The sequence below is a fragment of the Oribacterium sinus genome, from assembly GCF_014202695.1.
In the GTDB taxonomy this organism is placed as follows: Bacteria; Bacillota; Clostridia; order Lachnospirales; family Lachnospiraceae; genus Oribacterium; species Oribacterium sinus.
In genome coordinates this window covers 56,721-79,949 of the sequence record NZ_JACHHH010000011.1, presented here as the reverse complement: position 1 = coordinate 79,949, position 23,229 = coordinate 56,721, and the positions used below count along the sequence as shown (strand labels likewise).

Below are 23,229 nucleotides of genomic sequence, written 5' to 3'. Positions count from 1 at the left end.
GAAAGTCCCATCCCTTTGTTATAAATTCAAAGAAAATGACGATAATAGATAGACATATTGTGTAAAAATTAAATATTAAGAACCAAATTAGGCGATTTAGAAAGGACATTCGGTAAAAATGTAATGCGGAAGGCTTTCCGAAGGAAAAGACGGAAAGCAATACGGTGGAATGTCTGTTGAAGGGAGTAATTATGAAGCGCTTTTTAGCACTATTTTTGGCCGTATCTATCGGCTTACAGAGTTTTACTGCTGTAGGAGAAAGCTCAAGTCTTGTAGGGGATAGTGCCGTTCTGAACGAACAAGCCGGGGAGAAAGGAATTTCTTCCGGGGAGGCCACTGCATTGACCCGGGAAAGCGGAGAGGACAATGGGGAGGAGTCTAAAGCGGAGGAAAGCCAAGAAGCAAGTTCCGAAACAGAGGCAAGTGCCCCGGGAGAAACAGGAGAATCTCAGGAAACTCTTGAGGCTCAAAGCAGGGAAGTGAAAGAACAGGAAGGGCTTTCGGTAAAAGAAAGTGTTAAGGAAGCGGAAGGCGAAGAGACGGAAGTGGAAGCACTTCCTACTTTGTCTTACTCTACCATCGAAAGAAATGAGAAAAAGCATTTTCAATATAAGGATGAGGAGATTACCGTAAATGCCGAGCTGGAATATCCGGAAAGTCTGCCTAAGGGTGTTGTGTTTTTGGTTCGCCCGATTTTAGAAGAGGAAAGAAAAGAGCAGTATCAGGCCTATAAGGCGGCTTTACTGGAAGCTAAAAACGAAGAGAAAAAAGACATAGAGAATATGGAAAGTACCGGAGAAGAGAGCTATGTACTCCATGACCTTAGACTCTATGATGTAGGCTTCTTTCTTAAGGAAGAAAAAACGGGAGATTGGGAAGAGGTTCAGCCGGAAAAGGGAAGGGTGAAAATCGACTTTACCTTAAAGAATAGTTTGGAAGGAGAGGGGAAGCTACAGGTGACCCACCTTCCTATTAAGCAGGAAAAAAAGCAGGAGGGAATCAACAGCTTAGAGATTCCTAACCTGCAGAAGGAAGATATTCTTGTGGAGGATCTGGAGATTAAGGAAAACAAGGCCTTCTTCAGTAAGAAAGAAAGAATTCAGTTTAGTCTGGATAGTTTCTCCACCATTGGAATTTATAAAGGAGAGGTAAATGCTACAGAGCATATTTTAAATGATGTAAAATTTACTTTAAATAACATCAATGTTCAGCTGAAGAACAAGGGGGGACAAAAGGATTTTCAGCAAGTCGCTAAGGAGGGCAATACCGTTAGCTGGAAATTAAATGAGAACTATTCTCCCTATGAAGTGGAAAACTTACATATGGATATCCGTTTTGTAAGGTCTGGAGACAGTTTTACCGTAAAAAATGGAGAAAAGATTCGCTTCAGCTTCCCTTCTATTTTACGGGCAAAAGGAGCAGGCACTTATTACAATACCGGCTATCCCGCTAAAAAATTCTACAAATTTACAATCCGGGAGAATCCTGCCAGCAAGAATTGGGAGCTGGAAGTGGAATTCTTAGAGGATTTTGAGCTTTCTGCTTATGGGGAGATTAGAGGAATCATCACCTTGGATTTTGGTCTGGATTCTTCCAAGCTTACGGAAACGAAGGATAATCCGGTGGAGATTTCCTTACCGGAGCAAAATTATAAAATCATTCTTCCACCCCTGCCATCCGTGATTTCCGGGGTAAAGAAGGTGGCGGATGCCCAGCCTGCCAAGGGACAGGTGGCGTGGAATATTACCCTGGGAGAGAATTCTCCCGGTGTTGCCTTAAACGGTTTAACCGTTACCGACAGCTTTCAAAACAATCATCAGGTCTTTTTATCGGCTACCTGGCTGGGAAAGAAAGATCCCTTAACCGGTCAGGATATGACTCTCCATATGACGGAAGCTGCGGGAGGCGGAAATGGTATGAATACCTACAGCTATACCTTTCCGGAGGGAGGAGAAGTGATTCGTGCTCCCCAGACGATTCGGATCGTTACCGGTATTCGGAGAGAGGTGTATAAGGATAAAAATGCCACTACCCTTAGAAACAACGTGAGCTTAAGTCATAAAAACGAAGCCCGTCTTCCTAAGGATACGAATAAAAGATCTACCTCTGCTCTAACCACGATTCCGAAGATAAGTTTAGTTAAGAGTGGAACACAGGTCAGCGGAAATCGTGTCCGTTGGAAAATAGACTTTAATAATGACCGAGCGGCAGCTGTTCAAGCCAGAGTGCTGGATAATTTGAAGAAAGGTCTTACTCTGGATGAGAGTAAGGGAATCACCATTCGCTATGGGGGTAGAGAGGCCACCGTTTTAAAGCCCAATAACAATCATGTGAATCTGGCGGGAAGAGGCTTTGGAGACGTTAACGATGTATCCTATACCTATAATAAGGGCACAGGTCCCAATGGTGGAGATACCCTGACCCTTGCCTTCGGTACTCGCTTTAAGGAACCCTACAGTATCGAATTTGATACGCTTGTGGCGGAGGACTTTCCTTTACAGGGAAGCGGGACGGATACGACTATCGGCAATCAAGCTCAGGTGATAGCTACCTATCCTACCGGAGATGTCGCGGGAGGTATTTCAGATGAGTTAAGCAACCAAACTCCGATTGTTTCTGCTGCTTTTAAGTCCATTTTCCTGGAAATCAAGGGAACAGGAACGGATTCCAGGAAGGCACTTTTAAACTGGAGAGTAAAGGCCACCACCAAGGAAAATTATGAAAAATTAAAGCTGGTGATCAACAATGGACAATACCATGAGTTTAACAGCTTAAATCTGCGCTATGGAGAAGGGGCTTCCGCCTCTAATCTATTTGTGGATAAGGCAAGCAGAGACAAGCTTGTAAATCAAACACAGACGGAAACCATTATGGCAAGCGACGGGGTTACCCCTATTGCTACCTTGAATCTGACTTATATTCCCAGCGCGGGAGCTCCGGCAGGGGGAAATGTGGAATTAACCGTAATACGAAACAACGGTGTTCCGGCGGAAGAGCGTTTTGATATTGGACTGCTGTCCTGGAATCACAACTCCAAGGCACTGTACTATATGACGAGAAAGGATGGAAATCATTACTTTGGTAGTAATGCCACCCTGTCTCTCTACACCCATAAGGAGGATACTAACCCCCTTAAGATGGTGAGGTCCGTGGCGGATCCCCAGATGATGAGTCAGGATATGCTGAGAAAGACGGTGCAGAGCTTTTATGATGATGAGCAGAAGCGTGCTTATTTCCGTTTCCAAATTACGGCAAATGCCAGTCGTATGGAGGATTTGAAGAACTTTGTATTACAGGATGACCTTCAAAACATTTTCCAATACCGGAAACCCAACGGGCAGACGCAGCCATTGGATTCCAAGTATTTTACCATTACCACGGCAGCAGACAGCAAATATCCCACACTGGCAAGAATCGGAAGCGGAACTGCGGAACAGATTGTATCCGGCAGTGAGCTGACGGTAGATAATGTAGCGAAGAGGGTAGAATTGAACTTACAAAATCCTTTAAGTGATACCCTGTACATGGATATTTATGTTTATCTGAATCAGGAAGGGCAGGATGTTCTTTTTGAAAATACCAATGCAGCAGGGCTTAATTTACAGGAAGCAATCATCAGTGCCAACAATAGAGCGACCATCAGCTCTACCAGCTTTCCCACCTACCTAAATGGCGGAAATCCGATTGTTCATGAAGCCACGGCTTCCGGAACCGGAAAAACCCAGGTGATTCCCAATAAGATCTTGGTCAAGGAGGGAGACCAGGGAAAGGCAGGATCCCGCTATCAGGGCGTTATAAACTGGAAAGTTTTGATTAATCCTTTGGGTGGAAATATTACCGGAGGAACCGTTCTGATGGATAAGATTCCCAAGGGCCTATTCCTGGATATGAAGTCCATTAAGCTCTATAGAGTCAAGCATCAGGAGCATTCTATAGAGATTAACGGAGATGTAAATGATCCCAATAATGCCACGCTAGTGCCGGATACGGAGTGGGAGGCCAAGCGACTTCGTCATTTTGATGATCAGCATGATCTGGTAACAGAGTTGGAAGTTATTTTGAAAAATTCCACTACGGATACCTATGTTCTGGCTTATTCTACGGATATTACAGCGGATATTGAGAATACAACCCCTCCCTTTGAAAATGTGGTGTATGTAAAAAAGGCTTCCGGAGAACCGGATTCTATCGCGAAAAAGTCGGTAAAGGCTCAGTCCTTTGACTATTCCACCGGCTCCAAGAAGGTACGCTATGTCATTAACAAGAAGGATTCCCTTGCAGACAATAAGGTAAGTCTTCCCTTGGCAGGAGCGGAGTTTGGCCTTTTTGAAGAAAAATACTTACCCTTTTTGAAAACGGCAAGTAAGGATGCTCTTTTGGGTATGGCCCATGACTACGGGGTTACCGATGCCAAAGGACAGGTGCGTTTTTCCGGTGAGGCTTACGACAATACCCAACCCACGGAAAATATCTATTACGTCATGGAGATGGAAGCTCCTACAGGTTATAAAAAGGATAGAAGAGTCTTCGGACCCTATAAGGAGGATGCGGGAAGGCGGGAAATCAAACCGATTTACGGAGGAAAAGAAATTTCCGATGCATTCTATAACTTTAGAGAAAGGGAGGAGTATAAAACCGGTTCCGCAGAGATTAAGAAGATTTACGAGGAAGAAAATCCTCGTCTTCCTAAGGTTTCCTATGTGGCTAAAGGAAAGGGAGATAAGACCGGTTATAAGACAAAATTTAAGTTCTATATTAATCCGGATCCGGAGATGAAGGGGGATTACTTTAAGGAATTCCCTATGGTGAAGGTAGACGGAGAAGCCGGCGTATATGAGTATCCTGCCGGTATCGGCTTTGGAGAAAGCGCTGAGGTGGAAACTGCTCCTGCGGTGGCAGTACCGGATGGACAGGGAGGTTTCACTTATGAAGGAAGCCTTCAGTTAAACGGCCTACCCTGGGGACAGTATGCTTTGGAAGAAATTGATACGGAAACAGGATATCTGCTCAGCGATCGTATTGTCTTTAATGTAGAGCGTGAGAAAACCCCTAACGGCACTCCTGTAAGCAGCAGTACCCTGAATTATCAGGGAGAAAAGGACGGGGAAAGAGTAGTTCTTCGGAATTACCCCACAGTCTTCTCCTTTGAAAAGAGGGATGGAGAAGGAAACGTTCTGACGGGAGATGCTCTGAAGGGGGCAAAATTCCGTATTACAGGAAAGACGGAGGATTTCCTGCAAAGTAGGGATGCTTCTTCCCGTTATACCTTGCACAGCGCAGGAAACGAGTCCTATATTCTTCTTACAGAAGAGGAAATGAAGAAGGACGGCGGTTTACTGGGTGTCTTAAAAACAGGAGTGGAGTATCGCTTTAGCGAGGAAGTTCCTCCAAGAGGCTATGAAAAGGGGCCTGCAATTCCATTTACGATTAATGCCAATAGCGGAAATCTGGAATTGAAGCAGCCGGCCAATGCTTCTTCGGAGGCAGGATTTTATAGCTCTGACGGCGCAAAGCTGATTTTGAAGGATAATCCTACCCGAATCTTGATTTCGGAAGAGGATCAAAACTTCTTCCCGGTGGCTTATTCCTCTTACAAGCTTTATCTTGCCAATAGAGATGGAAGTAAAAAGGAAGAAAGTCCTGCATTTTCCTGGGATAATGGGGAAAATACGGAAAAAATCCTGGAGAAGCCGGTGGCCGGAGAGTACTACCGTTTGGAAAGAACGGCTCAGTCCATTCTTTATCAAAAAAATGCAACAACGGACTATGCGCTTTTTAGTCTGTCTAAGGACGGAAAGAGCATCGATGCGGTGGAAAGCCACGGCATTACACTGGAAAAACGGGCGGATAGAAGCCTGATGGTGAAGGCAAAGCGAATTCTTGCAGAAGGAAGCTTAACAAAGATTGACAGAATCGATGAAAAGGCTTTGGAGAAGGCTACATTTGCCCTCTATCAGGTAAAGGACAGCGGAAAGGCGGACAAGGCGGAGGCTTTGGAGCAGGGAGGAAAAATTGCCGTCTTGTACTCGGATCTTGTACTGAGAAAGCCGGAAAATGACCTATATCTGGGAGATTTTACGACAGATGAATCCGGAAAGCTGTCTACGAAGGATGGGGGCAATAAGCCGAATCTTTCTTATGAAAATAAGCCTCTTTCTCAGGGGCTGCCCATCGGACTCTACTATTTTGTGGAGACCAAGGCGCCTACAGGCTACAGCATCGAAACGGAGCAATCTGGACAGGAGAAGAAAAAGTACTTCTTTGCGGTTCGCCCGAAGGAGGATGGAAAAGCGGTACTTGCCCGTTCTCTGGAAAGCGTTTTGGAAACAGAGGCAGGACTTCCGGAGACAGCCGACAGGGAAAAACCGGGATTTGCAAAAAATACCAGAATTCCGGGAACCTTAAATCTTGTAAAGGAAGCGGAGCATACCGGAGAGAAATTATCCGGGGCTCAGTATGGACTTTATTTGGATGCGAAGGGAGAAAGCCCTGCAAAGGACAGTAGCGGAAAGCCTTTGGTAAAGGAAAGTAATGAAGAAGGTCGACTAAGCTTTTCCAACCTGGAATGGTATCAAGACTATTATGTGAAAGAAGTCAGGGAGCCAAGAGGCTATCGGCTGGATCAGAAGGTCTACGGACCTTTCCGTTTTTCAGCAAAGGAACTGGAGAAGGAAACTACTCAGGTGGATAGAGTGACCGGCGTTCGTTTCAACCACTACGGCATTGACCCTCTTCTCAGCTATCAAGAGAAGGACAAAAAGCGTGAGCTTTGGGAAAATGAAGAGAAGCTGAAGGGACTTAGGGTGAAAATAAAAGGTCTTTTCAAGGGAGAAACGGCAGTTACTGAAAAAACCTATACCACCGATGAAAACGGAGGCTTTACCGTTGCAGGAGATTTGGTGGCAGGAGAGGATTACAGCATCCTGCCGGCGGAAAACCTTCCTGCGTCTTTACATCCCATGAAGGACATGCATTTTCAAATTGACAACCAGGATAATTTTGTGGTGAAGAAGGGAGAAGATTCTCAGATTTTCTTTGTGAAGGACAATGTTTTGGAACTTCCCAGAGAGAGAACCGTTTTCCAGCTTTCCACAAGAGTGCAGCATGAAGAAGCCGGCAGATCGGAGAATGCTGTCCTTCCGGGAGTGGAATTTATGCTCTATAAAGATGCGGCGGGCACGGAAGCCTTCAGCGGAAAGCTGGTAGTCAACGGGAAAGAGGAGGAGATTACAGACGGTATTGTAAAGACCCTTTTAGGAAAGCCTGAAAACTTGGATTCTTCCAAAAAGGGATATCTGATGCAGAAGAATAGACTCTATCAGGAGGGAACTTTACGCCTCCACGGTCTTCCTAAGGGAGAGTATTATCTGAAGGCGGTAAGTCTTGGAGAAAGGCTTCCGAAAGAAGAAAATGTGGACTTTGAGGAAGAGAAAACAGCTTTTTACAAGCTTTCGCTTACTGACACGGAAAGTCGTTTGGAAGTGGTATCCTCTTCCGACATCGAAAAAGCAACAAAGGCTGAGGACGGCTATCATTTGCAGTTCGGGCTGAAGAAGGCGGATTTCTCCTTCCATACTACAGACTTTAAAACAAGAAAAGAGGACATCACAAAGCAGACTTATGCCCTCTATGTGGAAAAGGACTGGGCTATGGAGAAGCTTGTGAAGGGAGAGTTTTCAGAGGAAGACAGCATCATTAGCCGAGACAGTTTCAAGGATAGAGAGGCTAAGCCGGAAATCACTATTGAAGGCAGAAAGTATGTTTTGCTTTCTATACAGGAAAATGACGAGTCAGGAAATCTTAGCTTTAAAAACCTTACTCGTGCAAAGCGTTATGCTCTTTTGAATGTGACCAAGGAAGAGAATTATCAGGATCCTACGGAAGCCCTGGTTTTCCAGCCTTCCGATGAGGGCGCGGTAATTATCTCTTATGGAAGAAACCATAGAATCCCCACAAGACCGAAGTTTGCCGGACTCTACAGTATAGGAGAGGCGCTTTATCTTAAAGACAGGCAAGGACTCTACCATAACTTGGGAAAAGACGGTATTTTGGGAGAGGGAATCCCTCTTATGGAAAAGCTTACGTTCCAATGGCTACTTTACGAGAAGGAAATGAACCATGGAGGAATCGGTGGTGCCGGAGGCGGAAAGCATAGCTTTAAACCTGCTGTCCATCCGGGGGATACGATTATTAATGATACTCGAAATCCCTATAATCAAAACCCCAATAAGCCCATTCCCGGAAATCCGGGAAAGAGGCTCCTCTTTGTGGGCTTGGATGCTAACGGAAATCCCATTTATGTACCGGTGGATATCCTTCCGGGGGAGGTTCGTCGTTATATCGAAAAATACGGGATCCCCATTCCTTCAGGCGGAAACAGTCAAGTCTTAAAGAATCGTATTGTTCGATTGAATCCGAAGAAAAAGAAAAAGGGAGAAATCGGAAGCGGTTACAGTAGAGACGATTTAGCCCAGAGACTGGGTGCAGTTCTTGGACAAAACCGTGACCTCTCTCAGGAGGATTTGGAAGAATTACAAATCATCGGAGAGTATTTGGCTGCTATCCGAAAGGGAAGGGTGGACAAATACGGAAGAGCGATAGCAACCGGAGATATGTCCACTATGGTTCTGAATTTCGGACTCTTCGGCTCCAGCCTTTTGCTTCTTTGTGCCTATAGCTTATGGGAAAGAAAGAAGATGGAGAGAAAGAGAAGAAGAGTAAGAGCGTAGAAAAGAAGAGAGTATTCTGAGAAGCATTTTATTTAAAGCAAAAACGTAAAGAAAAAAGCTTAAAGCGAAAGATGTAAAAAAGATAGCTGAAAGTAAATGGCTGAAAGGAAATAGCGCAAAGTAAAACGTGTATTCGAGGAATCCTGTATTATCGATAGGATTCCACGGATACACTTTTTTTATACTTGACGTTCGAAAGCTTGGGTTTTATGGTGGAAGAGAAAAAAATCAAAATGTAAAGAGACAGACTAGGATGAAAAAAAGATAGAAAAAAAGATAGAAAAAAAAGATAGAAAAAAAGATAGAGAAAAGATAGAAAGATAGAAGAAAAACAATAGAAAAGAAAAGCGATAAAAAAAGATAGATAGCGAAGGAAGGTAGACGGAATGGGATTGGCATTAATTGAAAAAATCATCGCCTTGTTTTTGATGCTCTTTGCGGGCTTTGCTTTGGTAAAAAAAGATATTTTAAAGAAGGAAGACAGCCAAACCCTGTCCAAGCTATGTTTGTATTTGATTTCTCCCTGTGTGCTTTTCCATGCCTTTACGGTAGAGGTTACTCCGGAACGGCAAAAAGCTTTTTTTCTCTGCGGGATATTGGCGCTGGGAATACAGGGCTTTTTTACCCTTTTTATCTTTTTCTTGGATAAGATATTTCCCATGACTGTAGTGGAGAAAACCGCGGTGATTTACAGTAACTGCGGTAATATCATTATCCCGATTGTGGCCTATGCTTTGGGAGAAGATTATTTGATTTATATTACCGCTTATATCGGCGTATATAATATTCTGCTTTGGACTCACGGAATATCCATGTTTCAAAGACAGCTAAAGAAGGAGGGAAAGAAAGGGGACTTTGCAGATACGGTTACGGAAAATGTTGGAGAAGCTTCTGTTTTAAAAAAGCTTTCCGGATTTTTAAAAAATCCCAATATTTTAGCAATCATTTTTGGCTTTCTTTGCTTCAGTTTTCGGATTTCTGTTCCCAGACCTTTGGGGCAGGCTATTAAAGATATAGGAGGAATGATTGGCCCGGTCAGCATGATGGTCACCGGTATGGTTTTGGCAAAAATGCCTGTTGCTCGATTTTTTCAGAACAAGAGATTGTTTTTTGTGACTTTTTTGCGTATGGTTTTCTTTCCAATCTGCTTATTGCTCTTTTTTAAGCTTGGCCATATAGCAAGTCTTCTTCCCATGGGAAAGGAGATTTTTCTGGTGACTTATCTCAGCGCCATTGCCCCCAGCGGAACCAGTGTGAATCAGTTTGCTATCATCTATGAGCAGGATGCGGAATATGCCAGCTGTATTAATATCTTTACCACACTGGTAGCGATTGTGACCATGCCCTTGTTTGTCTACCTCTACCTCTGGATGATATAAAACGAGACTATAAAAAATATTGAAAAGTTAACTATGCAGTATAGGTCTGAAGTCGGGGCACGCTCTCGCTAGCTTCGCCACACATCGGTACTAAGCGAAAAACTGCAGTACCTTTGTTTTTCGCAAGTACCGGCGGGCTCAGACTACCCCTTTTTCAGACCTATACTGCATAAAAAATAGTTTTTAATATTCGTTTTTTATAGCCTCGTTTTATTCTTCTCCCAACATTACTGAGGTAGACTTCACAATGGCAACGGCCTTGGCACCTACTGTTAAGCCAAGATCTTTAACAGCCTCTAAAGAGATGGTGGAAGTGATGGTTACGCCTTCCTCAATCTCCAGCTTTACAATGGCGTTCACTGCGCCGTCTTTAATCTCCTTAACAGTTCCCTTCCATTGGTTTCTTGCGGAGATTTTCAGATTGTCGTTAGCCAGCATTACTTCGGTAGCCTTTACGAAGATACAAGCCTTCTTGCCTTCGGCAAGCTTTAAATCCTCGATAGCTTCCATAGAGATGGTGGAGCTGACACGGTTTCCTCCGGGAGTTTCCAGCTTTACGATACCGTTTACGGCACCCTTACGAATTTCCTTTACAATTCCATGAAAATGGTTTCTTGCACTAATCATTTTTCTTTCCTTTCTAGTCTCATTATGTTGCACAGCCCAGTCTACAGGGAAAAAGAATAAATTGCCAGTGAGCTATCTGTTTTTTAGATGATTTTTAGAAATTCTAGTCACCGGCCTTTAAATATTGGTACACCTCTCTTTTTCCGATGCCCCTATCCTTCGCCACCATTTTCATAGCTTCCTTTTCTGACAGTCCCTTATCCAGGTATTCCTGCAAGTGTTCTTCCATGGACAGCTCTTCCCATTGGGCCTTAGCCTCTTCCTTTTTCTTTTCTAAAGACTTTCCTTCTATAGCAAGAGCAAATTCTCCTCTGGGTTCTTCTTCCTGATATCTCTCTATTGCTCGGTCTAAGTCAAGATAAAGAAGTTCTTCATACTTTTTGGTTAGCTCTCTTGCTAGGGTAATTTTTCTATTTTCCCCGAAGGCTTCTCTAAGGTCTTCCAAGGTTTTTCGCAAATGATGGGGAGCCTCATAGAGAAGGATTGTTCGTTCCTCGTCCTTTAATTGGGAGAGTAGTCGTTGCCGCTCTTTTTTGTTGGCCTTTTCTGTGGGAAGAAAGGCTTCGAAGCAAAAGCGTCTGGTAGAGAGGGCGGAAAGGCTTAAGGTCAGCACGAAGGCAGCAGCTCCCGGAAGACTTTCTACAGGGATTCCTTGCTCAACTGCCTGTTTTACCAGTTCTTCTCCCGGGTCGGAGATACAGGGGGTTCCCGCATCGGTAATTAGGGCAATATGTTTTCCCTCCAAGCATTGTGCAATTAGTTCCCTTGCCTTTTCCACCTTATTAAACTCATGGTAGGCGGTCATGGGAGTTTTAATCTCAAAATGATTTAAAAGCTTGATGGAGTTTCTGGTATCCTCAGCGGCGATAAGGTCCGCTTCTTTCAGGGTGCGAAGCACTCGAAAGCTGATGTCCTCCAGATTGCCGATGGGGGTAGCACATAAACTGATTTTTCCGATGGGCATAATGGTCTCCTTGAATATATAAAAAGTTAAGGATTTATTGAATAAATCGAGCTTGGATTGCAGCTCTCATATCCGTTAATGGATAATATCCGAATGTGGATAATAGGTATTTTATCATACTTGTTTTATAATAGGGAAAGAAGCTTTTCTCATCATTTTATCCATCTTATTTTTATTCTGATAATCTTATATTAAACGATTTATTTATCTAAAATCATTTACTTTTTATTCTTTTCAACTTCTGAAAATCTATCACAGAAAGGAGTTTCCCTTTATGACTCAATCAGCTAAAAATTCAAACTTTCATCATACAGACAAGAAAGATATGGAGGACTTGGAAAAACGCAAAACCATAGAATCCTTCACCTTAATGGATGATATTTTCATGAGACTTGTATTTGAGGAAAAGTCTTGCACGGAATATGTTTTACAAGTTCTAATGAATAAAAAGAGTTTAAAAGTGAAAAAGCAGTATGTACAAAAAGATCTTCCTAATTTGTACGGTCATTCTTTGCTCCTGGATTGCTTTTGTGAAGATGATCAGGGGAATTTGTATAATATAGAAATTCAAAATTCGTCCCAAGATGCCGGACCTAAAAGAGCCAGATATCATGCCGCGCTATTGGATATTCATTATCTGGGAAAAGGGGAGGACTTTACGCATTTACCCGAAAGCTATATTATATTCATTACAGATAAGGATATTTTCAAAGCAAAGAAACAGCTTTATCATATTGAAAGGAAGATAGAGGAAATAGGAGCTGGTTTTCAGGATGGCTCCCATATCCTATATTTTAATACAGATTGCAAACAGGATAATGCCTTAGGAAATCTCGCCAAAGACTTTCATCGAGAGAACCCTGAGGAAATGCAATCTAAAATTTTATCGAAAAGAGTAGCTTTGCTGAAATCAAGGCGTTTGGATAAGAAAGGAGAGCAAAAAATGAATTTAGTGTTAGAGCAGTACAGACAAAAAGCATTTCGGGAAGGTATTGAAGAAGGCATGGAAAAGGGCGTTGAGAGTGGAAAACAAAGGATGGCTCTTCTTATGGGAATTCTTGCCGAGAAGGGCAGGGTGGAGGACATCAAAAAAGCTGCAGGGGACAAGTTATATTTAGAAAGCTTGCTGTCCGAGTTTGGCTTATAGAATTCGTTTTTTACCTATGGAGAACTCTGCTTTTCTATGGCGGAAAGTTTTCCCCTATGGTAGAATGTAACTGCTTATTTTTTTATTCTACCGGCTTGCAAACTGCGATATTCCAAAAGAGGAGAGGTGCTATGCAAAGAACAAAAAAACACAGCTCCATTCCCAGGGAGTATCCGCTGCCAAGGCTCTATACCAGTGTCAGCACTAAAGAAGAAAGCCTTAAAGTTGAGGCGGATTGGCATGACTATTATGAGCTGATTTATTTTCAGGAAGGCAGCTTTCAGCTCTATCTCAATTTGAAAGAAATCAATATCGAAGAGGAATGTTTGTTTTTGATTCCCAAGGGCTGTGTCCATCGCTTGTATGCTACTTCAGAGAAGGCGGTGGAGCATTCCCTGTGTTTTTGCTTAGAGGACTTCTGCTTTTCGGAGGAGGATATTTTGGAGCAGGGATTTTTCAGGGAATTAAGAAAAGAAGAACACTTTTTTCCTAAAGAAATCAGCCTGTCTCATTTGGGATTTTTGGAGATGGTACAGGGCTTTTCGGAAATTTACAAGTTGTTTCACCAGCACGGGAAGAAAGAAAGTTCTGTTTCCTCCAGCAATTCCTATCGTCTGGAGAGACTGGCGGACCACATGATGGTTAAGGGGGGCTTGTTGCAGCTCTTTGCCATTATGGAAGGTATGGGGATGATTTCGGAAAGGCGTTTGGTGGAAGAGGAAAAGCAGGTACTGTTTATTAAAAACAGTATTGAATATATTCGTGAGCATTATGCGGAGAAAATTTATATTCGGGATTTAGCAAATCTTTGTCAGTTAAATGAGCAGTATTTTACCCGTTTTTTTGGAAACAATGTGGGGATTTCCCCACTGGAATATATAAATCGTTACAGAGTAGAAAAGGCGGTGGAGTTACTTTCCAAGGGAGAGGATAAGGTTTTGGATGTGGCCAAAGCCACCGGCTTCCACAATCAGGGGAATTTTATCAAGATTTTCAAGAGCATTATGGGAGAGACGCCCCACCAGTATAGAAAGAGGTTAGAATGACATATTATTATCCTGCAGTAATTCGGAAGAAAGAAGATGGCTACAGAGTGGACGTAATTGACTTGGAGGATTGCTACGGCGAGGGAAAAACAAAGGAAGAGGCCTTGGAGGATGCTCGCTATGCCGGTGTGAACTGGCTGTTGGTGGAGTCTGAGGAGTCTATGGATTTCCCGAGACAGACCCATTTGGATGACATTGTTTTGGGAGAAGGAGAAGAGAAGACCATGCTGGCTTTTCTTATGCCGAAGGAAGGCTGGGACGAGTAGAAGTCTACTTAACTTGTTGAAGATAAGAAGCTGTTAGCCCTTTAAGGGGAAGACCGGGAACTCGGAATCTCCCCTTGCAAGACCTTCGGAATTTTGCTATACTCTGTCGGACGTAGAGATAGGAAAAAGGAGGATAGGGTGAATAAAATCGTTCTTCGCAATGGCTTTGTTTACAAAAAGGAAGGAATCGTAAAGGCTGATCTTTTGATTTCTGAGAGAAAACTATTTCTTCAATTCTCTAAAATGGACGAAGAAGGTGCCACTGTTTATGACGTGGATGGAAAATTAATAGTTCCGGGCTTCGTGGATGTACATGTACATCTGCGGGAGCCCGGTTTTTCTTATAAAGAGACCATCAAGAGCGGATGCAAGGCGGCTGCCCATGGAGGCTACACGGCGGTTTGCGCTATGCCGAACTTAAATCCTCCTCCTTCAAATATAGAGAATTTGACTTTGGAAATGGATAAAATTCACGAGGATGCCTGCATTGCCGTGTATCCTTATGGAAGCTTAACGAAAAATCAAAGCGGAAGAGGAGAGTTATCCGATATTGCGGAGTTGGCTCCCTATGTCATCGGTTTTACCGATGACGGAAAGGGCATGCAGGATGACTGGTTGATGCTGGAAGCCATGGTGCAGGCGAAGGCGGTGGGGAAAGCGGTGATTGCCCATTGTGAGGATGAAAGGGAACTGAAATCCGGCGGTTGTATCCATGATGGCATGTTTGCAGAGGCTCGCGGCTATATCGGCATCAACAGTGCTTCAGAGTGGAAGCAGGTGGAGAGAGATATTCATCTGGCAGAAGAAAGCGGTGCCCAGTACCATGTTTGTCATGTTTCCACCAAGGAATCCGTGGCGCTAATCCAGAAGGCTAAGGAAAAGGGACTGCCCGTATCCGGAGAGACAGGTCCCCATTATCTGATGTTTACCGATGAGGATTTACAGGAGGACGGCTCCTGGAAGATGAATCCTCCTATCCGCAGTATGGAGGATAGGGCGGCATTGATTAAAGGCATTCAGGATGGTGTGTTGGACTGCCTGATTACAGACCATGCTCCCCATAGTGCGGAGGAGAAGTCCAAGGGCTTAGACGGCTCTTCCTTCGGCATTGTGGGTTTGGAGACAGCATTTGCCTCCATGCTACATAACATGGTGCTTCGAAATCCTTTGGATCAGGATCCGGAGCGGGTGGATCTTAGAAAGGCAAAGTGCGGTACGGAAGAGCTTTTCAAAGATAGCGGGAAAAAGGCTTACGGCGCAATTTCTTTATACCGACTTTTAGAAATCATGTGTACCAAGCCAAGAGAGCTTTTCCCTATTTGTGGTCCTAAGTATATTGCAGAGGGAGAAGAGGCGGATCTTGCCATTTTAGACTGTGAGAAAGTCTATCGGGTAGATCCCACAAAGTTTTACTCCATGGGAAGGAGCACTCTCTTTTCCGGTATGGAGGTTCAGGGTGAGGTAGTGAAGACCTTTTATGAGGGAAAAGAGATTTATGATAGAGAAAAAGGCTTCTTAGAGGATTAAGTGCTTATTTTGAAAGTATTCTTCTTGATTTATCCGGTTTTTTGTATAGAAGAAGGATATGCAGGAAGTATACCTTTGTTTTGAAAGACCGGGGTAAAGTACCGGGAGCCTTTCAATATTGAAAAACTTGAGTCAAGGTTTTGGGAGTAAAGGAGTGAAGAGGGAAGATGAAAGAACGGGAGTTTAAGATTTTAGAGAATCGTCCCCTGGCTAAGGATGTATATCTTATGAAAATGGACGGGGATTGCTCGGCAATTCAGAGACCCGGGCAGTTTGTGGAAGTGGAGATTCCGGGAAAATATCTTCGCCGCCCCATTTCGGTTTGTGATGTGGAGGGAGATCAGCTTACTTTGATTTACAAGGTACTGGGACAGGGCACAGAGCTTCTTTCTTATAAAGAAGAGGGGGAATATCTTTCCCTCCTAACCGGTTTAGGAAATGGCTATGATCTTCGCAAGGTTCCGGACCATCCGGTGCTTTGCGGAGGCGGAGTAGGCGTGCCTCCCCTTTACTATCTTTGTAAAAAACTGGTGCAGGAGAAAAAGCATCCCTATGTGGCTTTAGGCTTTAGAACCAAGGAAGATGTTTTTTTTGAGGAGGAGTTTCGTGCCCTTTCCGTTCCTATTAACATCACCACAGAAGACGGCTCCTACGGTGCCAAGGGATTTGTAACAAGCATTTTGGGGCAGCATGACTATGCTCTTTGCTGTGGTCCTGAGCCTATGTTAAAGGCTGTGTACCAAGGGGTAAAGGACGGGCAGTTCAGCTTTGAGGAAAGAATGGGTTGCGGTTTTGGCGCTTGTATGGGTTGCAGCAGGAAAATGAAGACCGGCATGAAGCGGATTTGCAAGGACGGACCGGTATTTTCCTATGATGAGATTGTATGGTAAGGAGTGGAAAAAATGGTGGATTTAAGAACAAAACTCTCTTCATTGGACTTGGACAACCCTTTGATTCCTGCCTCCGGCTGTTACGGCTTCGGACAGGACTTTGCGCCGCTCTATGACTTAAATATTTTGGGCTCCATCTCCTTTAAGGGAACTACGGTGGAGCCAAGAGAAGGAAATGCCCTGCCTCGTATTGCAGAGTGCCCCATGGGGATGTTGAACTCCGTTGGCCTGCAAAATCCAGGGGTCAAGGTGGTAGTGGAAGAAGAACTCCCTGCCTTAAAGAAGATTTTCCATAAGCCCTTGGTAGCAAACATTTCGGGCTTTTCCTTCGATGAGTTTTCTATCCTTGCGGAGGAGATGGACAAGGTGGAAAATGTAGGGCTTTTAGAGGTAAATATCTCCTGTCCCAATGTGCATAACGGCGGTATGGCATTTGGAACCGATGCCAAAAATGTGGCGGAGGTTTGTAAGCGGGTAAAGGAAAAAACCAAGAAGCCTGTCTATATGAAACTAAGCCCCAATGTAACGGATATAACGGAAATGGCAAAGGCGGCGGAAGCAGCAGGAGCCGACGGCATTTCCCTAATCAACACTCTTTTGGGAATGCGGATTGATATAAAAAGAAGAAGACCGGTTTTAGCCAATAAGGTGGGAGGTTACTCCGGCCCCGGGGTCTTTCCTATTGCCCTTAGAATGGTGTATCAGGTACGAAAGGCTGTGCAGATTCCCATTATCGGAATGGGAGGCATCGCCTCTGCCGAGGATGTAATAGAAATGATGATGGCGGGAGCCAGTGCGGTGGAAATCGGGGCGGAGAATCTGGTACACCCTTACATTTGCCGGGATATTTTGGAGAATCTTCCCATTCTTTGCGAAGAACTGGGGATTTCCTCTTTACAGGAGATTATCGGGATTATTGATTAAGGCTGAAAAGAGAAGGAATTGGAATAGAATTCCCGCTCAGTCAGGGTGAATTCGAGATTTTGACAGGAAATAAGACATATAGTGGAATTTGCACATGCCAGCAGAAAGGATATATCATGGGAAAAGATGTGATTGTAGCTTTAGACTTTCCGACAGGAAAGGAGGCACTGGACTTTTTAGACCTCTTTCAGGAGGAAGAGCGGAAGCCCTATGTAAAGGTAGGAATGGAACTGTTCTATAGCGAGGGACCGGAGATTGTGCGGCAGATAAAAAAGCGGGGACATTCTATCTTCCTGGATTTAAAGCTTCATGACATTCCCAACACTGTAAAGGGAGGCATGGCTTCCCTGAAAGCTTTAGGCGTGGATATGACCAACGTGCATGCTTCCGGAGGCATCCAAATGATGAAGGCGGGATTGGAAGGGCTTTCCGGGGGAGAGCATTTACCCATCCTGATTGCCGTAACCCAGCTTACCTCCACCGACCAGAGGATGATGGAGGAGGAACTTTTGATTCCGAAAACCGTGAAGGAAGTGGTACTTCATTACGGGGAAAATGCCAAGGCAGCAGGGCTTCACGGCGTGGTTTGCTCCCCCCATGAAGCCAAGGAAATCCATGAAAGAATCGGTGCAGACTTCTTAACGGTTACCCCCGGAGTGCGTTTTGCCGGAGGAGAGGTGGGAGACCAAAAGCGTGTCATGACACCGGAGGAGGCCAAGAAGGTTGGCTCCGACTATATTGTCATGGGACGGCCCATTACCAAGGCGGAGAATCCGGTGGAAGCTTATCGGGAGGCAGTACGTCAGTTTTGTGATGCCTAAGCACCGGAATGTGCAAAGCTTCGTGAGAGCTAATCGAGAAACGTCCGACGGTTTAGTGATACCATCGTAATAAATTATAGAAAAGCGTATAAGATAGAAAAGGAGATATTATGGGAAGAAAAGAAGAGATTGCAAAGGGACTTTTATCCATTCAGGCGGTATTTTTACGGCCGAAGGATCCTTTTACCTGGGCATCAGGGATTCATTCCCCGATTTACTGTGACAATCGTCTGACCCTGTCTTTCCCTAAGGTGAGAAGACAGATTGAAGAGGGCTTGGCTGAGCTTGTAAAGGAAGAGTTTCCCCAGGCGGAGGCACTTTTCGGAACATCTACCGCAGGAATCGCCCATGCGGCTATTACCGCAGAGATTCTTGGCCTTCCCATGGGTTATGTTCGTGGCTCCGCAAAGGATCACGGAAGACAGAATCAGGTGGAAGGAAAGCTTAGTAAGGGAGACAAGGTTGTGGTGGTAGAGGATTTGATTTCCACCGGAGGCTCCGTACTGGACTGCGTAAAGGTTTTACAGGAAAATGGAGCGGAAGTTCTGGGGATTGTCAGCATTTTCACCTATGGCATGCAGAAGGGAAAAGACAGACTGGCAGAAGCCAAGGTAGTAAACCACTCCCTTTGCGACCTGGACGCCCTTCTTCCTGTGGCGGTGGAGCAGGGCTACATTGAGAAAGAAGAGCAGGAAAAGCTGCTTCGCTTCAGAGATAACCCCTCCGATGAGTCCTGGAGACAGGCATAGAGCTAGTCTTCGATGTTGGAGTTAGGCTCAAGGAAGACATGAGGCAGAGAAGATGAGGCAGAGAAGATAGAAAAAGTGGATTTCGCAATGGTTTGTAGGCAAAAATAGGAAAGGAAAGAAAATGGCAAAGGAAAATCGTAGTATCATTAACATCTTGGATTTGAGCATTGAAGAGCTGGATCATTTGATGGATCTGGCGGATAAGATTGAGAAAAACAAAGAAGAGTACTGGGAAAGATGTAAGCATAAGAAGCTGGCGACTCTCTTTTTCGAGCCTTCCACAAGAACCAGACTTTCCTTTGAGGCGGCTATGTTGGAATTAGGCGGATCCGTTCTGGGCTTTGCCGGAGCCAGCAGTTCCTCTGCAGCCAAAGGCGAAAGTGTGGCGGATACCATTGAGACCGTATCCAACTATGCGGACATTATTACCATGCGGCATCCCAAGGAGGGAGCGCCGGTGGTGGCGGCTAATCATACCTCCGTACCCTTTATCAATGCGGGAGACGGCGGACATTTTCACCCCACCCAGACCTTGGCTGACCTTTTAACCATTCGAAGATGTAAAGGAGAGCTTTCCGGTTTAACCATCGGTCTTTGTGGAGACTTGAAATTTGGTCGTACCGTACATTCCCTGATTGACGCCATGCTCCGTTACCCCAATAATCGCTATATTCTGATTTCTCCGGAGGAGTTGCAGCTGCCGGAGTACGAAATTGAAAAGCTGAAGGAAGAAGGAGCGGAATTCATTCAAACCACTGACTTAGAGGGCTCCATTCCTGAGCTGGATATTCTTTACATGACCAGAGTGCAGAAGGAGCGTTTCTTTAACGAGGAAGATTATCTTCGTTTGAAGGACATTTACATCCTGACCAAGGAAAAGCTGGAAAATGCCAAGGAGGATATGGCGATTCTTCACCCCCTTCCCCGTGTAAATGAGATTTCCGTGGCGATTGATCAGGATGAAAGAGCCAAGTATTTCTACCAGACTCTCTGTGGAAAGCAGATGCGTATGGCATTGATTCTGTATCTATTAGGATTGGATCAGTAAAAAAATTTGGATCCAAAAATGATAGCCTGAACAACAGCTTAAAGCATAACTTGAAGCAAGACTATAAGTGAGAAGTTTCTGGAAAAGCATGCCGAAGAGTTTTATCAGAAGGTATTGAAAATCATTAAGCCATTTTGTATGGAAAGAGAATTTAGCATAGAGAAAGGATAAAAGATGAAGATTGACGGAATCGAAAACGGAATTGTACTGGATCATATTAAGGCCGGAAAAAGTATGCTGGTATACAAATATCTGGGACTGGACAGTGTAAAGAGCCCGGTGGCTTTGATTCAAAACTGCCATTCTCAGAAGATGGGACAGAAAGATATAGTAAAGATTGCGGAAAACATTGACTTGGATCTAAATGTCTTAGGCTATATCGGACCGGGCATTACGGTAAACTATATCCAGGATGGAAAACGGGTGAACAAGGCTACTCTGTCTTTACCGGACACCTTAAAGAATGTTTTGCATTGCAAGAATCCCCGTTGCATTACCTCTACAGAGCAGGAATTGCCGCACATCTTTAAGCGAATTCAGGGACAAAAAAGACAGTATCGTTGCATTTACTGTGATACAATTGCGAAAAATGACGATTTTGAATAAGAGATGATAATAGCGTAAAGCTTTTTTGGGCGAAGAAAAAAATTTCAAATCGCAGAAAAAACCGAAAGCGAGATATTTCATTCAATGAGAATAGGAGAGTAGGATGGAGAAGAAAATTTTAGACAGAAGAAGAGCGGGGCTTTTGATGCCTATATTTTCCTTGCCGGGAAAATACGGTATCGGTTCTTTTTCCAAGGAGGCCAGAGCCTTTGCAGACTTTTTAAAAGAGGCGGGGCAGAGCTATTGGCAGATTCTTCCCTTAGGCCCCACGGGCTATGGAGATTCCCCCTACCAAAGCTTCTCTACCTTCGCCGGAAACCCCTATTTTATTGACTTGGAGCAGTTACAGGAGGAGGGCTATCTTTCAGAAGGGGATTGTGCAGAGCTTTTGGAGGCATCCGAAAGTCAAATTGACTACGGTATGCTTTACGAAAAGCGTTATCCTGTACTGAAGAAAGCTATGGACCGCTTTTTCGAAAAGCTGAATACTCCGGCAGGACAGGAAGAAAAGAAGGCATTTCAGGACTTTTGTGAGAAGAATTCCTTCTGGCTTTCTTCCTATGCCCGTTTTATGGAAGGAAAGCTTCCCTATCCTAAGGAGTTTCACGAAGCCTGCCAGTACTTTTTCCAAAAGCAGTGGCTTAGCTTAAAGGCCTATGTGAATAGCCTTGGGATTCAGCTGATTGGAGATATTCCCATCTATGTTTCTCTGGATTCCTCTGATGTGCTGGACAACCCCTCCCTGTTCCAACTGGAAGGGGGAAGACCCAAGGCGGTGGCAGGGTGCCCTCCCGATGCCTTTGCGGAAAATGGACAGCTTTGGGGAAATCCTCTCTATGACTGGGAAAAGCATAAGGAAACAGGCTATGCCTGGTGGATTTCCAGAATGAAGCACTGCTTTACTCTTTATGATGTGGTAAGAGTGGACCATTTCCGGGGATTTGATGAGTATTATTCTATTCCTTACGGGGATGAAAATGCGAAAAGGGGCCACTGGGAAAAGGGGCCGGGAATGGATCTGTTCCATGCCTTAAGGAAAGCTTTGGGAGAGCAGGCGGTGATTGCGGAAGACTTGGGCTATGTCACAGAGTCTGTAAAAAAACTGGTAGAAGACAGCGGTTTCCCCGGGATGAAGCTTCTGGAATTTGCCTTTGACTCCAGAGAAAGTGGAGATTATCGGCCCAATACTTGGACGGAAAATACGGTTTGCTATACGGGAACCCATGATAATCAGGTCTTAAAGGACTGGTTCTTGGAAATTGAAGATGCGGATCGACAGATGGCGGCAGACTATGTGGGAAAAACTGTGGAAGAGCTCCTGGCTATGGATTATGTGGACTTTTTCATTAAACTGACTTTAAATTCCAAGTCCAATACCGCGATTATCCCCTATCAGGATTATTGTCACAAGGGGAAGGAAGCCAGAGTGAATAAGCCCTCCGTTCTAGGCTGTAACTGGAGCTATAGATTCCAAAAGGAAGATTTCACCAAGGAAATGGCGGAGAAGATTCGTGCCTTTTGCGAGGAAAGCAAGAGAATCTAAAGCGGTTTTCTGGCTATTTCTATAGCTGAAGCTATGGCAGCTTTTGTTAGAAGTTATAAAGCAGCATATATCATTCGGAATACAGTATAGAGAAGATAGGGAAAGATGAGAGAAGAAGTAAATTGTCCGAAGAATAGAGAAAAGAAAAAGGGGATGGTGGCCTTTGACTTAGACCATACCCTCTTAGACCATAAGAAGGGAGCTATCACGCCCTCCAGCTTGGAAGCCATTGAACGCCTAAAGGAAAATGGCTATCTTGTGGTGCTGGCTTCCGGCAGAAATATGTATGACCGCTATTCTTACGACTATTTGAAAGAAATCGCTCCCCATGCTTTGGTGCAGATGAACGGTACCAAGGTGCTTTTGGATCCCTTGGAGAAGCAGGAAGTTTTGATGCATAGCGTGATGTCCAAGGATTTGCTGGAACGATTGATTCGCTTTGGAAAGGAACATCATATTGCTCTTGGAACCGCCATAGAGGATAGGGATTATTTCACGGAAGAGGAACAGGTGGTACAGTACGACCTGAATTTTGTGCAGGAAAGCGACAGGAATTTCGCTCCGGTGGAGGAACTTTTACAAGAAGAGGTTTCCGCTCTCTGTTATTGCGGTGGCGTAGAGGGGGCAGAGGCTATTAGAAAGAATTTTCCGGAGTTAAATGTCTTTCCCTTTAGCAGAGACACCGGGGCCGACCTTTTGGAAAAGGGCTACAGCAAGGCTATGGGCTTAGAGAAAATCGCCGAGGTTTACAAGATACCCAGAGAAAAGACGCTTGCCTTCGGCGACAGCTTTAATGATGAGGAAATGCTTCTTTGGGCAAATGTTGGAGTAGCTGTAGGAAACGCCATTCCTTATATCAAAGAAAAGGCGGATATTGTGGCAAAGCCCATTTGGGAGGACGGTATCTATCTTACGCTAAAGGATTTAGGGTTGATTTAAGAAGCAAAAGGGAGAGTATCAAAC

Annotated in this window: 16 protein-coding genes; 14 read left to right on the top strand and 2 right to left on the bottom strand. The window is 44.4% G+C overall.

Translation table 11 applies throughout. The features are described 5' to 3' along the window. The first annotated feature begins 191 nt into the window (after positions 1-191). Positions 192-8,729, top strand: coding sequence for a SpaA isopeptide-forming pilin-related protein (locus HNQ46_RS10025; RefSeq protein ID WP_183684561.1), 8,538 nt, complete (start codon positions 192-194; stop codon positions 8,727-8,729). A 386-nt stretch (positions 8,730-9,115) separates the two neighbouring features. Further along, positions 9,116-10,108 carry an AEC family transporter gene (locus HNQ46_RS10020; RefSeq protein WP_183684560.1) on the top strand — a complete coding sequence of 331 codons (993 nt, stop codon included), beginning with the start codon at positions 9,116-9,118 and terminating at the stop codon, positions 10,106-10,108. Between the two features lie 210 nt (positions 10,109-10,318). Here HNQ46_RS10020 and HNQ46_RS10015 read toward each other — a convergent pair whose 3' ends face one another. Together HNQ46_RS10015 and rsmI are read right to left on the bottom strand one after the other, a co-directional pair. Further along, on the bottom strand, positions 10,319-10,735 hold the full coding sequence (locus tag HNQ46_RS10015; protein ID WP_183684559.1) for a TOBE domain-containing protein: 417 nt from the start codon (positions 10,733-10,735) through the stop codon (positions 10,319-10,321). A gap of 103 nt (positions 10,736-10,838) precedes the next feature. Then, on the bottom strand, positions 10,839-11,699 hold the full coding sequence (rsmI, locus tag HNQ46_RS10010) for a 16S rRNA (cytidine(1402)-2'-O)-methyltransferase (RefSeq protein WP_183684558.1): 861 nt from the start codon (positions 11,697-11,699) through the stop codon (positions 10,839-10,841). A gap of 274 nt (positions 11,700-11,973) precedes the next feature. Between rsmI and HNQ46_RS10005 the strand changes: the two genes are divergently transcribed. The 12 genes from HNQ46_RS10005 (at position 11,974) to HNQ46_RS09950 (ending at position 23,205) form a co-directional block, all read left to right on the top strand. After that, complete coding sequence (locus tag HNQ46_RS10005) at positions 11,974-12,846, top strand: PD-(D/E)XK nuclease family transposase (RefSeq protein WP_183684557.1); 873 nt, start codon at positions 11,974-11,976, stop codon at positions 12,844-12,846. Positions 12,847-12,977: 131 nt separating this feature from the next. Next, on the top strand, positions 12,978-13,892 hold the full coding sequence (locus HNQ46_RS10000; protein ID WP_243155911.1) for an AraC family transcriptional regulator: 915 nt from the start codon (positions 12,978-12,980) through the stop codon (positions 13,890-13,892). Continuing rightward, positions 13,889-14,158, top strand: coding sequence for a type II toxin-antitoxin system HicB family antitoxin (locus tag HNQ46_RS09995; protein ID WP_007156792.1), 270 nt, complete (start codon positions 13,889-13,891; stop codon positions 14,156-14,158). The genes HNQ46_RS10000 and HNQ46_RS09995 overlap by 4 nt, the downstream gene beginning before the upstream one ends. A 138-nt stretch (positions 14,159-14,296) precedes the next feature. Continuing rightward, complete coding sequence (locus HNQ46_RS09990) at positions 14,297-15,685, top strand: dihydroorotase (RefSeq protein ID WP_183684555.1); 1,389 nt, start codon at positions 14,297-14,299, stop codon at positions 15,683-15,685. 167 nt (positions 15,686-15,852) lie between these two features. Continuing rightward, positions 15,853-16,575: a dihydroorotate dehydrogenase electron transfer subunit gene (locus HNQ46_RS09985; RefSeq protein WP_183684554.1), complete on the top strand. Its 723-nt coding sequence runs from the start codon at positions 15,853-15,855 to the stop codon at positions 16,573-16,575. Positions 16,576-16,587: 12 nt separating this feature from the next. Continuing rightward, a complete protein-coding gene (locus HNQ46_RS09980; RefSeq protein ID WP_183684553.1) occupies positions 16,588-17,499 on the top strand; it encodes a dihydroorotate dehydrogenase in 912 nt (303 codons plus the stop codon). A gap of 116 nt (positions 17,500-17,615) precedes the next feature. Continuing rightward, positions 17,616-18,320: an orotidine-5'-phosphate decarboxylase gene (gene pyrF, locus HNQ46_RS09975; RefSeq protein WP_183684552.1), complete on the top strand. Its 705-nt coding sequence runs from the start codon at positions 17,616-17,618 to the stop codon at positions 18,318-18,320. Between the two features lie 110 nt (positions 18,321-18,430). Next, positions 18,431-19,069, top strand: coding sequence for an orotate phosphoribosyltransferase (gene pyrE / locus HNQ46_RS09970; RefSeq protein ID WP_183684551.1), 639 nt, complete (start codon positions 18,431-18,433; stop codon positions 19,067-19,069). Positions 19,070-19,190: 121 nt separating this feature from the next. Beyond that, positions 19,191-20,117, top strand: a complete 927-nt coding sequence (gene pyrB / locus HNQ46_RS09965; RefSeq protein WP_183684550.1) for an aspartate carbamoyltransferase — start codon at positions 19,191-19,193, stop codon at positions 20,115-20,117. 174 nt (positions 20,118-20,291) lie between these two features. Continuing rightward, positions 20,292-20,723, top strand: coding sequence for an aspartate carbamoyltransferase regulatory subunit (locus HNQ46_RS09960; protein ID WP_007156785.1), 432 nt, complete (start codon positions 20,292-20,294; stop codon positions 20,721-20,723). A 103-nt stretch (positions 20,724-20,826) separates the two neighbouring features. Continuing rightward, on the top strand, positions 20,827-22,266 hold the full coding sequence (locus HNQ46_RS09955; RefSeq protein ID WP_183684549.1) for a 4-alpha-glucanotransferase: 1,440 nt from the start codon (positions 20,827-20,829) through the stop codon (positions 22,264-22,266). Between the two features lie 105 nt (positions 22,267-22,371). Then, positions 22,372-23,205 carry an HAD family hydrolase gene (locus tag HNQ46_RS09950; RefSeq protein ID WP_183684548.1) on the top strand — a complete coding sequence of 278 codons (834 nt, stop codon included), beginning with the start codon at positions 22,372-22,374 and terminating at the stop codon, positions 23,203-23,205. The last annotated feature ends 24 nt before the right edge of the window (positions 23,206-23,229 follow it).